Source organism: Bradyrhizobium sp. in8p8 (assembly GCF_000426845.1).
Taxonomy (GTDB): domain Bacteria; phylum Pseudomonadota; class Alphaproteobacteria; order Rhizobiales; family Xanthobacteraceae; genus Bradyrhizobium; species Bradyrhizobium japonicum_C.
Genome location: NZ_AUGD01000002.1, coordinates 129,128 through 143,402, shown reverse-complemented (window position 1 = coordinate 143,402; position 14,275 = coordinate 129,128). Strand labels below are relative to the sequence as shown.

11 protein-coding genes and 1 pseudogene are annotated in these 14,275 nt (G+C 63.6%); 5 read left to right on the top strand and 7 right to left on the bottom strand.

All coding sequences use genetic code 11. From position 1 onward, the window contains the following. Positions 1-108: 108 nt before the first annotated feature. On the top strand, positions 109-1,056 hold the full coding sequence (locus tag K408_RS0105920; protein ID WP_230646520.1) for a helix-turn-helix domain-containing protein: 948 nt from the start codon (positions 109-111) through the stop codon (positions 1,054-1,056). Here the strand turns inward: K408_RS0105920 and K408_RS0105915 are convergent. From K408_RS0105915 to K408_RS0105885, 7 genes are read right to left on the bottom strand one after another with little or no spacing between them, the layout of a single operon-like run. Next, entirely contained in the window at positions 1,034-2,038 is a 1,005-nt protein-coding gene (locus tag K408_RS0105915; protein ID WP_024341804.1) for an FAD:protein FMN transferase, read from the bottom strand. The genes K408_RS0105920 and K408_RS0105915 overlap by 23 nt on opposite strands. Then, entirely contained in the window at positions 2,035-2,604 is a 570-nt protein-coding gene (locus K408_RS0105910) for a nitrous oxide reductase accessory protein NosL (RefSeq protein WP_024341805.1), read from the bottom strand. Before K408_RS0105910 ends, K408_RS0105915 begins: the two co-directional genes overlap by 4 nt. Further along, complete coding sequence (locus K408_RS0105905) at positions 2,601-3,428, bottom strand: ABC transporter permease subunit (protein ID WP_024341806.1); 828 nt, start codon at positions 3,426-3,428, stop codon at positions 2,601-2,603. Before K408_RS0105905 ends, K408_RS0105910 begins: the two co-directional genes overlap by 4 nt. Beyond that, positions 3,425-4,345, bottom strand: a complete 921-nt coding sequence (locus tag K408_RS0105900; protein WP_024341807.1) for an ABC transporter ATP-binding protein — start codon at positions 4,343-4,345, stop codon at positions 3,425-3,427. The genes K408_RS0105905 and K408_RS0105900 overlap by 4 nt, the downstream gene beginning before the upstream one ends. After that, positions 4,342-5,700: a nitrous oxide reductase family maturation protein NosD gene (locus K408_RS0105895; RefSeq protein ID WP_024341808.1), complete on the bottom strand. Its 1,359-nt coding sequence runs from the start codon at positions 5,698-5,700 to the stop codon at positions 4,342-4,344. Before K408_RS0105895 ends, K408_RS0105900 begins: the two co-directional genes overlap by 4 nt. Positions 5,701-5,713: 13 nt before the next feature. Continuing rightward, a complete protein-coding gene (gene nosZ, locus K408_RS0105890) occupies positions 5,714-7,663 on the bottom strand; it encodes a TAT-dependent nitrous-oxide reductase (RefSeq protein ID WP_024341809.1) in 1,950 nt (649 codons plus the stop codon). Between the two features lie 22 nt (positions 7,664-7,685). Continuing rightward, positions 7,686-9,983, bottom strand: a complete 2,298-nt coding sequence (locus K408_RS0105885) for a NosR/NirI family protein (RefSeq protein ID WP_024341810.1) — start codon at positions 9,981-9,983, stop codon at positions 7,686-7,688. A gap of 178 nt (positions 9,984-10,161) precedes the next feature. On the opposite strand from K408_RS0105885, the gene K408_RS0105880 reads away from it, so the two are divergent. From K408_RS0105880 to K408_RS44070, 4 genes and pseudogenes are all read left to right on the top strand, one after another. After that, on the top strand, positions 10,162-11,037 hold the full coding sequence (locus K408_RS0105880) for a ferritin-like domain-containing protein (protein ID WP_024341811.1): 876 nt from the start codon (positions 10,162-10,164) through the stop codon (positions 11,035-11,037). Positions 11,038-11,510: 473 nt separating this feature from the next. Further along, complete coding sequence (locus K408_RS0105875) at positions 11,511-12,398, top strand: formate/nitrite transporter family protein (RefSeq protein WP_024341812.1); 888 nt, start codon at positions 11,511-11,513, stop codon at positions 12,396-12,398. Continuing rightward, positions 12,395-13,588, top strand: coding sequence for a methionine adenosyltransferase (locus tag K408_RS0105870; RefSeq protein ID WP_024341813.1), 1,194 nt, complete (start codon positions 12,395-12,397; stop codon positions 13,586-13,588). Before K408_RS0105875 ends, K408_RS0105870 begins: the two co-directional genes overlap by 4 nt. A gap of 288 nt (positions 13,589-13,876) precedes the next feature. Then, positions 13,877-14,251: pseudogene (locus K408_RS44070) on the top strand (calcium-binding protein); the annotation flags it as partial. Positions 14,252-14,275: the final 24 nt, after the last annotated feature.

Sequence of the window (14,275 nt, the reverse complement as noted above, 5' to 3'; positions counted from 1 at the left end):
TCTTGGCCTGATTTCTTCGGCGCAGCTTCGTTTAGCCGGCCGCGACCAGGACTTGACCTAACAAGCACCGCGCGGTTTGTTCGCACAATGGACAGATCCGGTGAAAGATTGGACGCTTCTGGTCGCGACGGGCAGGTGCGTCGAGGCGTCGCGGGGACCGTTTCGGCGGCCGCGAGCGGCGCTGCGCCTGTCGGCGCGGAGCTGATCCGTTCGCATTACGTTGCGCGCCGCTGGATGCTGTCGTCGAAGGCCGCCAGGCCGTTCATCCATCTGCTTTGCCTGCATGAAGGCGCCAGCATCGACGTCGGCGAGCCCGGCAGGACGATGGCCTTCACCGGGCCTGCCATCGTCTGGCTCCCGGCGGGTTCAGCCGAATACCTGGAGGTGTCAGCCGGGGCGACGGCCGAGTTGCTGCAACTACGCGCTGGCATTTGGCACCGCTATCTGCCGCCCTCGGCCGAGCCTGCCTATCTCGCGCTCGAAGCCGCCGGCGGCATCATGGCGCTGCCGGTCGAACCCGACCTCGTGACCACGATGTCGCGATCAATCGCGGCAATCGCCGCGGAAATCGCATCGCCCGCACGCAGCGCTGCGGCATCGATCATGTCGGCCGAGCTGACGCTGTGCGTGCTGCGCCTCTGGCGGCTGTTCGCCGACAGCGACCGGAACGAGGAGGGCAGTAGCGCCGAGATACTGAGCCGCTTCCGCCGGCTGCTCGAGGAGCGCTATCAGCAGCATCTGCGCGTCAGCGATTACGCCAAGCTTCTCGGCATGACCCCGGACCGTCTGCACGCCCTCTGTAGCCGCGAACTGAAGCGTTCGCCGAGCGAGCTGATCCAGCAGCGCGTCGTCAAGGAGGCCGCGACACGGCTCGAGGCCGGCACCGTTGCCGTCAAGCAGATCGCGTTCGCGCTCGGCTTCAAGGACACCGCCTATTTCAGCCGCTTCTTCCGCAAGCACACCGGTGAGGCACCGGGCGTCTGGCGACGGCGCGTTGCCGCCCGCTCGCGAGCCGGACAGTCGAGGCCGACCCTCAACTTTGCCGACTGGCCGTGAGCGTGGTGTGGCCTGCATCGTTGATGAGATCGACGCGGTCGATGCCGGCACGCGGCAACAAGGATCGAATCTCCTCTTCCTGCATCAGGCTGAACGCCGTCGACAATGCGTCCGCCGCAGTCGCGCTGCGGGACACAGCGGTCACGCTGCGATAGCCCGTTGCGCAGCTTCCTGTTCGGGGATCGAACAGATGGTTGAACTGCGCCTTGGCGCCGAACTGTAGGCCGTAGGCGCCGGACGTCGACACTGCGCGGTCGACGATCGGGAGCACCGCTTCGGCGTGGCCGACATGATCAGGGTCGGCGATGCCGACTTCCCAAGGCTGGCCGTCCGGACGGGCGCCGATCGCGCGGGCCTCGCCCATGTCGACCAGGCTGTGAGAGATACCGTGCGCCCGCAGCAGATCGACCACCTTGTCCGTGACATAGCCTTGCGCGATCCCGTTCAGGGTGACGGCCATGCCGCGGGGCATCGTGATCCGGTCGCGGCTGATCGACAGCCGGCTGCTGCCGATGCGCGCGAGCGCTGCCTGGATCTCCTTTGCGGCAGGTCCCGCCGGATCCGCCTCATCTCGTGAGAAGTGGCCGGCATAGAGATCCCACAGCGGCTGCACGGTGACATCGAACAGACCGCCTGTCAGCGTGGAGTAATGCTGCGACGCCGACAGCAGATCGACCATTTCGGCGGCCGGATCGATCAGGATGCCCTTCCGGTTCAACTCGACCAGGGCGGAATCGTCCAAGTAGAGGCTGAACAGCCGTTCGAGCCGACGCGCCTCGGCGCAGGCCAGCGTTATCAGCCGCTCGGCCCGGCGGCGGTCTTCGTCGTGGATCTCCATTGTCGCGACGGCGCCCAGCATCGTGCCGCGCCAGGTGACTGGCGCGATGTCCGCCCGGAGCCGTCCGCTGATGGACAGCGGGCCGAGGCCCGCCGCCGCCGCGCTGATCCGGATGAACCGTCGGCGCGTCAGCGCTTGCGTCATGGCGTCCTCCTCGATCCGTCGCCGGGCGGCCCTTCGGCTTCGCCGGGCCCAGCGCCGCCGCCGGCATTCGCCGAGGCCAGGACATAGTCGCGGGGCACCTCGTCGAAGCCGACGATCCTGCCGCCGTTCTCGCCGGCGAATTTCTCCGCGGCCGCCCGGTCCGAGAACGGAACGGCCTCGTCCCCTCCCATGCCGCTCTTGACTCGACTCTCGATCACGAACAGCGCCTTGCGGGCCTCCACCCAGTTGTCGGAGCCGGGCGCATCCCAGTTCGCCGCCTTGCCCATGTCGGACACGTAGATCGCCTGAATGTCCTTGGGCTCGTCCGGCAGCATGGTGAAGGCGAGGGTGTCACGCGCCGACGAGAACCATACCGGCTGAATGAGGCTCGCAGCGAAGATATGGCCCTTCGGTCCGGGGTGTTCGAGCACGTTCATGCCGCAGTAATGCCCGATGTCCTCTGCCGTCATCCGATGCGGCGGCGGGATCTTCGCGGTCTGCTTCTCGTTGCAGGCCGCAAGCGCGAATGGCAGCAGCAAGGCCCAAGCGATGGCCACGCGCCTCATAGCTCCCTCCTCGAAAAGGCGAGCGCAGCAAGCCCCAGCGGCAGCAGCGTCCAGCAGAGCAGGGCGGCGAGAAGGACCGGTATCGTCAGGGACGTGCTTTGAGCAAGGCCGGCCATGCCGGCGAAGGTGCTGACATTGGCGAATCCGGTCAGGTTGATCAGCCGGTAGGCGTCGGTCGGGTTCGACAGGAGCAGGGCGTTGAGCACGGTCGCTGAGATGCTGCGCCCCTGGTCGAGCGCAAGCACGCCCAGCAACGCCATGTCGTAGATCAGCACCAGCAGCAGCCACAGCCCGATGCAGATGCCGGCCGCAGTTCCGCGGTCGCGTACCAGCGCGCTGACCAGATAACCGATGGCGACGAACGCAGCGCCGAGCAGCACCGAGGAGCCCACCATCGCAGCGAATGCCAGGAGACTATCGCTGTCGATGTCGCTGCCCGTCGCCGCCAGCGCTCCGGCGGCGGCGCCGTAACCGAGGCACGTCGCAAAGCCGAGAACGGCGAGGTGGCCCAGGAATTTGCCAAGCAGCACCTGCCATCGCGCGACCGGATAGCTCAGCAGCAACAGCATCGTCCCTCGTTCCATTTCGCCGACGACGGCATCATGGGAGATCAGAAGCGCTATCAACGGAACGAGAAAGATCGTCAGGCTCGACAGGCTGACGATGACCACGTCGAGCGCGCGAACGCCCACGTTCCCCGTCGGCGCGCTGCCGAGAAAGGTCAGCGACAGGGCAAGGCCGGCGAGCAGGAGCGTTGCTGCCAGCACCCAGCGATTGCGGATGGCTTGGTGGATTTCCTTGGCGGCGATGATCAGGACGTTCATGGCGCCTGCTCCGATTGCCGAAGAAAGTGAGCATAAAGCTCGTCGAGGGTCGGCGGGACCACGTCGACGTCCTCGACGGAGTTTCCGGCGGCCGTCGCGCGATGCAGAAGCTCGATCTTCCGCTCCGGCGCAGCGTCGATCTCGACGATGTGGCCGTTCAAGCGACGGCAGGTCGCGTCCTTGGGCGCCCAACCCGGCAGCTCGCTCGGAGCGAGGCCCGCCACCCTCAGGCGAATCCTGGTGGGCAGCCGGGCGAGGCGACGCAGTTCGTCGATCGATCCGTCCGCAACCTTGATGCCGCGGTTCATGATGATGACCCGGCCGGCGCGCTCCTCGAGCTCGGTGAGCGCATGCGACGACAGGAGTACGGTCGCGCCGCCAGCTGCAAGCCGCGCGATGATGTCGTAGAACGTCTGCCGCAGCTCCGGATCGAGACCGGTGGTCGGCTCGTCCAGCAACAGCACGCGCGGATGCCCCAGCAGCGCCTGCGCGAGGCCGAGCCGCTGGCGCATGCCCTTCGAGTAGGTGTTCACCCTGCGGCGGCTGGCTGCGCCGAGGCCCACGGCATCGAGCAGCTCCAGGGCTTTGGCAACCGGCTCCCGCTTCAGCCTGGCGTAGAACGCCTGCGTCTCGCGGCCGGTCAGGGCAGGGTCGAAGGAGACGTTTTCCGGCAGATAGCCGAGTTGCCGTCGGCCCGCGAATTCACCGGCGGCGGGATTGTCTCCGAGCACCTCGATGGAGCCGCTTGTCGGCCGGATCAGCCCGAGCATGAGCTTCATGAGCGTGGTCTTGCCGGCGCCGTTGTGACCGATCAAGGCGACGAGCTCGCCTTGTCCAAGCGTGAACGAGGCATCGCGCACGGCCGTGAGCCGGCCGTACGTCTTGGTGACCTCGCTGACGCGTACCGTACCGGTCATCGCGTTTCCTTCGGTGTGCGGCTGTTCGGCGGCGATACCAGCGGATGGCTGTCGACGACGCCACCCGGCAGCAGCGCCGGGAACTGCGCCTGCGCCCAGCGGATCACCTGGACGGCGGGGCTGTTGATGAGAACCTTGGCAGCGGGTGCGGTCCACAGCACGCGGTCGATCATATCGTTCGGCCGGTACGCGGTGTCCGCGATTCCGTCGCCGTTCAGGTCGAATGCCGGGTTGTCGCTCCAATAATTGCCGCGCCCGCCGATCGACCAGTCGAGATGCCGGGTGCCGACATATTTCACCTGGTTGGCGTTGCTGACGAAGGAATTGCCGGTGATTTCGTTGCCTTCGGAGCCGGCCGTGAAGTGCACGCCGATGGAGCAACGCTCGAACCAGTTGTTGCGGAACTTGTTGTGATTGGTGTTGTAGATGAAAACGCATTTCTCCGGGCCGGTCCTGAGAGAGCTCTCCCGTTTCGGCTGCGGAAGCATGCCTCGCTCATCGTCCGGAGCATCCTCAGTCTTCTGCATGACCGGATTCAGCGGGCCGCCGGTGACACGATTGTTCTCGATCCGCGCATAGTTCGCGTAATTCAAAAGTAGTCCATAGTCGCGATCGCGATCGGAGGAATTGCCGCGGATCACCAGGCGGTTCGAATACATGATGGCGTAACCGACATGGTTGCCGATCGACACGTTGCCGCTGACTTCGCTGTCGTTGGTGTACATGTAGTGGACCGCGAAGCGAACCTGCTCGAAGCGGTTGTCGATGAAGCGGTCCTTGCTGCTGGAGATCGAGAAGATGCCGTCGCGGCCGTAGCGGAACGTGTTGTTCGCGATGGTGACGTCGGGTGCATTCCACAGCGAGACCCCGTTGCCCGCCTCGCTGAGGCGCCCGCCGCGCAGTCCCTCGATCTCGTTGCGGACGACTCGGGAGCCCCTGGCACCGTGCACGTAGACGCCGAACAGGTTTCCGACCAGCCGGTTGTCCTCGATCTTCGCACGCTCGGCCGTCTTCTGCAGGAAGATCCCGGAATCCATCGCCTGCAGGTCGCGACCCGACCCGCGAATGGTTACGCCGCGGACGACGACGTCGGGCGCGCTGACGGTGATCACGTTGCCGGAGCCATCGCCGTCCAGCACCACGCCCTCGGTCCCAACGAGCTCCAGGGGACGGTCGATCCGGATCGAGCCGTGATAGTCCCCCGGGGCAAGCTTGACGACGTCGCCCGCGCGCGCGCGATCCAGCACCGCTTGCAGCGGCTGGCCGGGCGCAGCCGTCAAGGTCTCCGCTTCAGCGAAGCTGGACAATCCGGCGGCGACCAGCACCGCCGGAAACATGCGTGACAGGAGACGCACCAGTTCGCTCCGGTCAGACCGACTTCGGTTCGACGAACATGCGGCCCTTCATCTCCATGTGCATGGCGTGGCAGAACCACGAGCAGTAGTACCAGTAGACGCCTGGCTTATCGGCCGTGAAGGTCACCGACGAGGTGGCCATCGGTCCGATCTCCATGTTGATGCCGTAGTTGACGATGCAGAAGCCGTGCGTCAGGTCTTCGACCGCATCGATGTTGGTGATGAAGACGGTGACCTCGTCGCCTTGCCTGACCTGGAACTGATCGAGGCCATAGGCCGGCGCGGTCGACGTCATGTAGACACGCACCTTGTTGCCGTCGCGAATGACCTTCGAATCCGCCTCGAGGTTGATGCCGTCGGCCTTGGCCTGCTTCACCGCATCCGCGAACATCGGATCCGCACGATCCCAGATCGAGATCGGATTGATCTTGGAACGATGGACGATGGTCGCGTCATGCGGTTCGGCGAAGCTCGGGCCGTCATGCACCAGCTTCATCTGATCGCCTGAGATGTCGATCAGCTGATCGTTCTCCGGCTTGAGCGGCCCGACGTTCAGGAAGCGATCCTTTGAGAACTTGTTCAGCGAGATGAGCCATTTTCCATCCGCCTCCTTGGTCTGGCCCATCGAGGTATGGTTGTGGCCCGGCTGATAGTGCACGTCCAGCTTCTGGAGGATGGGATTGACCTTCTCCCCCTTGAAAGCCCGCTTGGCGAGGTCGATGTTCCATTTGCAGACCTGGCTGTCGAGGAACAGGGTCGTATAGGCGTTGCCCTTGCCGTCGTAGGCGGTGTGTAGCGGCCCGAGGCCAAGCTCGGGTTCCGCGACGACGACGTCACGTGGCTTGATCTTGTCGTCGAACAGCTGGTCGAACAGCCGCACGTCCATGACGGTCACGGTGGGCGAGAGCTTTCCGGCTGCGACGACATGGATGCCGTCCGGAGCCGTGTTCATGCCGTGCGGGTTGTTCGAGACCGGGACGTAGCGCGTGTAGGCCGATCCCTTGCGGCCATCGACGACGGGCACGCCGTTCATTTCCTTGAAGTCGCCCTTCTTCACGGCCTCCTCGATCCGCTTGATGTTGAAGATGACGACCCAGTCCTGTTCGGCGGCAGTCATCTCCGCCAGCGTGACGCCTTCTTCGGCGTTGTAGCAGGTCGCGAAGCAGTATTTGCCCTGGTAATCGGCATCGACGTTGTCGAGGTTGCCGCTGACGATCACCTGCCAGGCGACCTTCATCGTGTCGCCGTCGATCGCACTGAAGATGGAACGATACTGTTTGGGATCGTCGAGGATCTTGCCGTCGTTGGGCAGGGGCACCCCATCCTCGCCGTTGGCGAACACGTAGCCGGTGCGCGGATATTTCTGCACGCGCAGGCCGTGGACCGTATGCTGGTTCGGAAGCTCGATGATCTTGTCGCACTTCATGACGTCGAGCCGCACGCGCGCGACGCGACTATTGGCCTTGTCGTTCATGAAGGCATAACGCCCGTCATAGGTGCCGTCGGTAAAGGAGATGTGCGGGTGGTGGAGGTCGCCGTTCAGGTAGGTACCGCCGCGGTTCTTGAGGAATTCGCGCGTTGCCGGCTGCATCCCTTCTGTCAGAACCTTGATGCTTTCGTTGGTCTGCCCCCAGCCGGTCGCGCTGCAGCGATTGAAAACCGGAACGCGCATCAGTTCGCGCATCGAGGGCAGGCCGATGATCCGCATTTCGCCGGTCTGGCCGCTCGAGAAGAACACGTAGTATTCGTCGAGCTCACCGGGCGCCACTTCGGCCTTCTGCACCGCCGGTCGCGCCGCCGGCGCCTTTGGTGCCGCTGTCTTGGTCTGAGCGTCGGCGGACGAGACGAAGCCGCTGCCGGCGTTCATCGCCACTCCACCGGCCAGCCCCACGCCCGCTGCGGCCGCCGTCGTTCCCAGCACAGCTCGTCGGCTGACGCCTTTGGTCTTTTCGTTCTCGCTCATGATTGCCTCCTGGGCTTCCGGTTCAGTGTGGTGGTGGAGAGATGGCGGCTGAAGCGCCGACGGGCTTACCGCCGGCGGTGATGACGGTCGCCGGACCCTTGCCGCCTGAACGCATCGAAGGCGACGACATGGCCGCGAATTTCTCGCGCTTGAGCCGGACCTGGATCATGTGCGGACAGCGATGATCGTCGTAGTAGAGTTCCTGGCAGTGCATGCAGTAGATGCACTCATTGACGTTGATGTGCCCCTCGGGATGGATCGACTGCACCGGGCATTCCTTCGCACAGCGTTGACAGGGCGAACCGCATTCTTGCCAGCGGCGCAGCCACTCAAATGTCCGCATGCGACCGGGGATCGCGAGCGCGGCGCCAAGCGGACAAAGATAGCGGCAGAAAAAACGCTCGATGAAGAGGCCGATGACCAGCAGGGCGACTGCATAGGCGACGAACGGCCAGCTTCGTGAGAACTTCAGAATGATCGCGGTCTTGAACGGCTCGACCTCGGCAAATCGCTCGGCCATGTCGACGGAGTAGAGCGATAGCCCGAACAGTCCGAGAAAAATGATGTACTTGATCGGCCAAAGCCGCTCGTGCAGTCCCCACGGCACCGTTATTTGCGGCACCTTCAGCCATTTCGCGGCCGTGTTGGTGAGTTCCTGCAGTGCGCCAAAGGGACACAGCCAGCCGCAGAACGGGCCGCGTCCCCAGAACAGGAGCCCGCCGGCCGTCGCGGCCCATAGAATGAAGATCAGCGGAGCGGCGAGGAAGAATTCCCAGCGGAAGCCGGTCACCAGCGCGTTGGTGAAGGTGACGACGTTGACGACGGAGAGCTGCGCGTTCGCGTACCAGCCGAGCCAGACCAGAACGAAGGCGAGATAGCCTCGCCGAACCCAGTTGTACAACACAGGTCGGCGAACAAGCAGATTCTGGAAGAAGAAGATTCCGGTGAGGCCGGCCAGCATGAATGCGGTAATGGCGATCGACACCGTGCTCGATCGCCAGATCCGCATCCACAGCGGCTCGTCTGCCTCTGGCGGGGCGGCAGAGGCAGCAGCGGCAGGCTGCGAAGCAGGAGGCGGTGCATTCTCCGGCACCGTCACCGCACGCTGCTCGCGGCGGATATAGCGGTCGGGCAGGGCGTAGCTGAGATCGAAGGTCAGGAAGGCCTTGTCGCGACCGCCGAGGCTCCGTTGCACGAGCAATTGGAGCTGCCACGGCTCCGTCGGATCCAGGGTGAATTCGGGAGGGGTGACGAATAGGGCAACTTCCCTGAACTCGGGCGCGCCGGCGGCCTCCAACGCACCAAGCCGGGTATGATTGCGATCGCGGAAGCGGGTGCTGTTGCCTTCCTGCAGGATTTCGATGCGATCGAAGATGCCGCCGCGCACATAGGCGGAACCCTTGAAGGAGTAGAGGCCGTTGCCGGCGACGACGATGGCCTGCTGCCCAGGCTTCAAACGACCCTTGAGACGCTGATAGCCATCGTCGCCGAGCAGGCTGCGGCCGATCGTAGGCGCGCTCACGAGCGCCACATAGAGGTCGATGAAGGTCTCGCTGGCCTCGCCTGGTTCGGGATATTGGCTCGCTGCCGCACTACCAGATTTTGCAAACGCCTCGTTGACGTCACCGATGCCGAGATGAAGCCGGCGCACCGAGCCGTCGCCAACGAGGCTCTCCCAGTCACGCACTTCACTATGTTCGAGATCGAGAGTCTTGACGACAGGGGGCAGGGCTGCCGAAGCCGCAGCGCCGTCGCCGGCGCCGACGCGGCCGCTCCGGATCAGCTTGGAGGCGGCGCGGACGATACTGTCGTGCATCACCAGCACGGTGACGGTTGCGCCGCTCACGATGTCGACCTGAGGCGGCTTCTCGGCGCCACTTGCGACCGGCCTCATGTCCTTGCCGATCAGCGCGTTCACGGCAGCGACGATTCTGGCCTCAGGAATGCCGACCAGCACGATCGGCTCCTTGTGATCGACGAGCTTGATCCCTGTGATGACACCCTTCGGGTCGATCCCAGCCAGCAGGTGAATCGGTTTTCCGGAGTAGCCGACTGAGTTCGCGAAATCGGAGTTGAGGAAGACAAACCCTTGCAGTTGATCGCCGCGGTAGACGGGCACGATTGGCGGATCGCCCTGTGGCGGGCCGAAGCGATCCGCGCTGGCGAAGAACTCGCCAGGTGCGATCTTCGGCAGGTATGTCTGCAAGTCACCGGCCGCGCATGCGGGCGAAATATATGTCAGACACGCCAACAGCAAGCCCGCGAGCGCGAGCGCTGCACGCCTTGCCAAGGCGATATCGTCAACCGGGCGCTTCGACATGTCGATTCAAATGCCATCTGCGCGGCCAACCGGGCCGCGGATGCGTTGCGATTCTTGGTCGATGATTTGTCGCCGCTGACGTGTCACAATCATCGCGCGCGCCCGCATCTGTCAACCCCGACGAAAAGGATTCGTGTTTGGGGAACCGAAGCAAACGACTGCATTGGGAACCAAGACCATGCCATTTCTACGCACTTCATTACTGAGCGCTGAGCCTGCCGGTGTATTGAAGTCTCTCGACGAGCTCTTTGCGCTAGCGCACGCAATGGAGCAGGAAGCGGCCGACAAGTACGACGCTCTTGCCCAGGACATGCGCGCGCAGGGCAAGGATGATCTTGCCGACGTGTTCACCCGGCTTGCCTCGGCTGAGCGCGAGCACGTCGATAGCGTCGCACAATGGTCGCATTCGCGCCGGGGCAAGAGCCCGGATCCCGCGTTGGTACGCTGGGAACCGCCGGAAGCCCTTGATAAGGAAGCAGCCGCAGAGGTGAAAGCATCCCGCCTGATGACGCCGTACCGCGCGCTCGCCATGGCGGTCCGTAACGAGGAGCGCGCCTTTGCCTTCTGGTCTTATCTGGCAGCCTACTCGCATGATCCCGAGGTCAAGAAGGCGTCCGAGGCAATGGCCAGGGAGGAACTCGGTCATGTTGCCACGCTGCGACAGGAGAGGCGCCGCGCCTATCATCAACAACACGAACGGGAGAGCGCCGATGCATCCGCCGCGCCTCAGCTGCCCATCGATGCGCGCCGACTAGAGCTTCGTCTGGTGGAACAGCTTGGGGAGATTGAACAACGTCTGCGCGGCCCGGCCGCCGTCCGGGCACGAGATATCCGCCAGCAAGCAACCAGGTTGGCTGACGAGGCCGCCGGGTTCGGGAGCTTTCCGGCCGCCATGGAGCGAAAGGATTCGCTGGAGATCGCCGAAGCCTTGGCCGACGCCTACCTCGACGGCGCCGAGCGCGCGAGCGATGCGGCTCGCCTCGCGAGCCTGCAGCGGCTCGCAGAACAGGCCATCTCAAGACTGGCTTGGATGCGCTCGCTCATGGAAGATTAGCCTTGCCGTCGCAGCGCCGAGATCGCATCGCGGCTCAGAAGGGGGCGGCGGTTGCCAATGCTACTGGACGGTGTCGCAGACATCCGCTTTAGCACCGGCGAGTTTCGAGTTTCATTCGAGTCACCCGTGACTTCACCCCAGTGCGTCGATGCTCAGCGCCGCACCAGGAAGCTTGTGCTTCCAGCCGAGATCGCAGGAGCCGGGAGTTGCGGTCTGACATAGATCAAACCTTGCGCGGCTAGACTGGTCAGAATGGCACCGGGTCACGTGCTGAGTTCCGCCTCACGGCTCGGCGCATGAGCTTAGGGTGGCGACCTGCGAAATCTGGTTCGAGGTGCTCTAGACGGACACTTCAGGAAAACGCGGAGCGCCGACATTGGAGCCTCTGTCGTGTGTCAGGCAGCTCGCGGGGGGACAAAATGAGTGCCGTCGTAACAGACAGTCAAGCGCCTCATCCTGGGTCGGGGTTCTGAATGTTCGAAGCGACAGGCCACAATTCGATCGATGCGCTACTGCCGCGAGAGATGGCAGAACGCGCGGAGCAGATTGGTGTCGACAAGACGCATCTCGAAACCGGGAGCTTGATGGCGCTTGCGGTGCTCGCGGGTGCGTTCATCGGTTTTGGTTCAATGTTCTCCGTTGTGGTGACCGCCGGCGCCGAAGGTGTGTTGCCATACGGTGTCATACGCCTGCTGGGCGGCACCGTTTTTTCGTTAGGCCTCATCCTGGTGATCGTCGGCGGCGCCGAGCTCTTTACCGGCAACAATCTCATGATCATGGCTTGTGCGAGTGGCCGCGTCGCACCAGGTGCTCTCCTGCGGGCATGGACGCTGGTCTATATCGGAAACTTTGTCGGCGCTGCCGGTCTCGCGCTGCTCGTCTTTTTAGCCGCCGGTTACGACCACGGGAGTGGAGCGGTTGGGCTGACCGCGTTGGCGGCCGCCAATGCAAAGGCATCCTTGTCGGCGACCCAGGCAGTCATTCACGGCATTCTTGCCAACGTACTCGTCTGTCTTGCAACCTGGCTATGCTATGGCGCACGATCGACGACGGATAAGATCCTAGCCATAGTTTTCCCGATTGCGGCCTTTGCCGCGACCGGTTTCGAGCATTCGATCGCGAATATGTATCTGCTGACCGTTGCACTCCTGACCAAGTCAGGCGCAGACGGTACGTTTTGGGATCTGATCGGGAAGACGCCCTCCCATTTTCCGCATTTAACGGTGCGCGGCGCCGTGTTCAATCTCGCCTGGGTAACAGTCGGCAACATGGTTGGAGGTGTATTGGTTGGGATTACCTACTGGTTCATTTTTTTGCGAAGGTCACGAAGCAAGGCCGCTACTGGAGGGCCGGCTCCATGATCCCTATCGCAATCTCGCGTCTTGAAACAGACGACGAAATCGAGATCGTCGAGCGTAAGGGCATCGGTCACCCCGACACCATCTGTGACGCGCTGGCCGAGATGCTGTCTCGGAATCTCTGCCGCGAGTACCAGAAGCAATTCGGTCGGGTGCTCCATCACAACGTCGACAAGGCGTTATTGTGCGGAGGGCAGGCGGTGCCGGCCTTTGGAGGAGGAACTGTCACGGTCCCCATCCGAATCTTCCTGGCTGGGCGCGCCATCGCCGAATTTGGAAGCGTGACTGTCCCAATCGACACAATTGCCGTCGAAGGTTCGAAGTCCTGGCTAAAGGCCAATCTGCACGCGCTCGACGTTGATCGCCACGTCCGGATCGAGGCTCTCGTCCGTCCGGGTTCGCACGACCTGCGGTCAATATACTCCCGGCGGCGCATCGAAGACATTCCGCTTGCGAACGACACGTCGTTTGGTGTCGGTCATGCGCCGCTGAGCCCACTCGAGCGCCTGGTGCGCGCCATCGAGCAGCGGCTAAATGGCCGTGATCGCGGATCTGACCATCCCGCGTGGGGCGAGGACATCAAGATCATGGCGGTCCGCAACGGCAGCCACCTCGATCTAACCATCGCCTGTGCCATGATCGGAGGATTTCTTGCCGGCATCGACGACTATCTGGAGGAGAAGAGCGCACTGGCCGCTAGGGTCCGCGACTGCGCCAGTCAGTACGGCTTTCCGGAGTGCCACATCGCGATCAATGCCGCCGACGATCCGGCATCCGGGTCGGTCTATTTAACGGTCACGGGAACGTCCGCCGAAGCCGGCGATGACGGGCAGGTCGGCCGCGGCAATCGTGTCAACGGCCTGATCACGCCGTGCCGACCCATGAGCCTCGAGGCTGCAGCCGGCAAGAATCCGGTCAGCCATGTTGGTAAGATCTATAATGTTCTCGCGACGCAATTGGCTGAAACGTTGGTGTCGGCCATTGCGGACATTGACCACGCGCACTGCCTCCTCGTCAGCAAGATCGGCGCACCGATATCTGAACCGGCGCTGGTTCATCTCAGGCTTGCAACGCGGAACGGTGCGTCGCTCGCCCAGTTGAGAAACCCGGTCGAGGCCCTCGTGTCGGACGGTCTCAGCCGAACTCCCGAACTCGTCGCCCGACTGGCCGCTGGCACCGTGGACGTCTTCTGATGCACGCCTGCAGCCGCGCGGGAGAGTGGAGGGCAGACCGGGCGCCTGGGTGTGCGTTCAGTGTTCTACGCTGCGCCCTCGTGCTCGGTTACCGCGGCGCGATGGAACATCGTGCGCTGATTCATAAAGCCGATCCAACGCTTAATCCACGTTAAAGAGACTAATCTATTCTGCGCTAGCGCCGATCGAATGAGGAACATCGGTGGCGCGCTTCGGTTCTGACGGCTGGCGCGAACGCGTCCAGGCGGGTCGAGCACTCGCCGTGTGGCCTCCAACCGGAGCAATCACATGAGCAGGCGTTTCCAGGATCGGCATCATCATCACTCCGTCGACGAAACCATCGCCCAGACCTTCGACGACTATCTTCTCTTCATTGGTGACCGGCACTCTGACCGGTTCGCGGGCTCCGATGACCAGATGAGCATAGCGTTCGGCCGCGCCGGAAACGACCGCCTGTCCGGCGGAGCGATGGACGACGATCTCATCGGTGGAGTTGGCAACGAGCATCTCGTAGGGGCCGCGGGGAGCGATCATATCGTTGGCGGCGCCGGAAACGACCAACTGGACGGTGGCGATCAGGCAGACACGTTGATCGGGGGCGACGGCAACGATGTCCTGGACGAAGGTGCGGGTCATGGTGATCTCGAGGGCGGCCGCGGTAACGACGTTCTAACCGGCGGTCCGGGA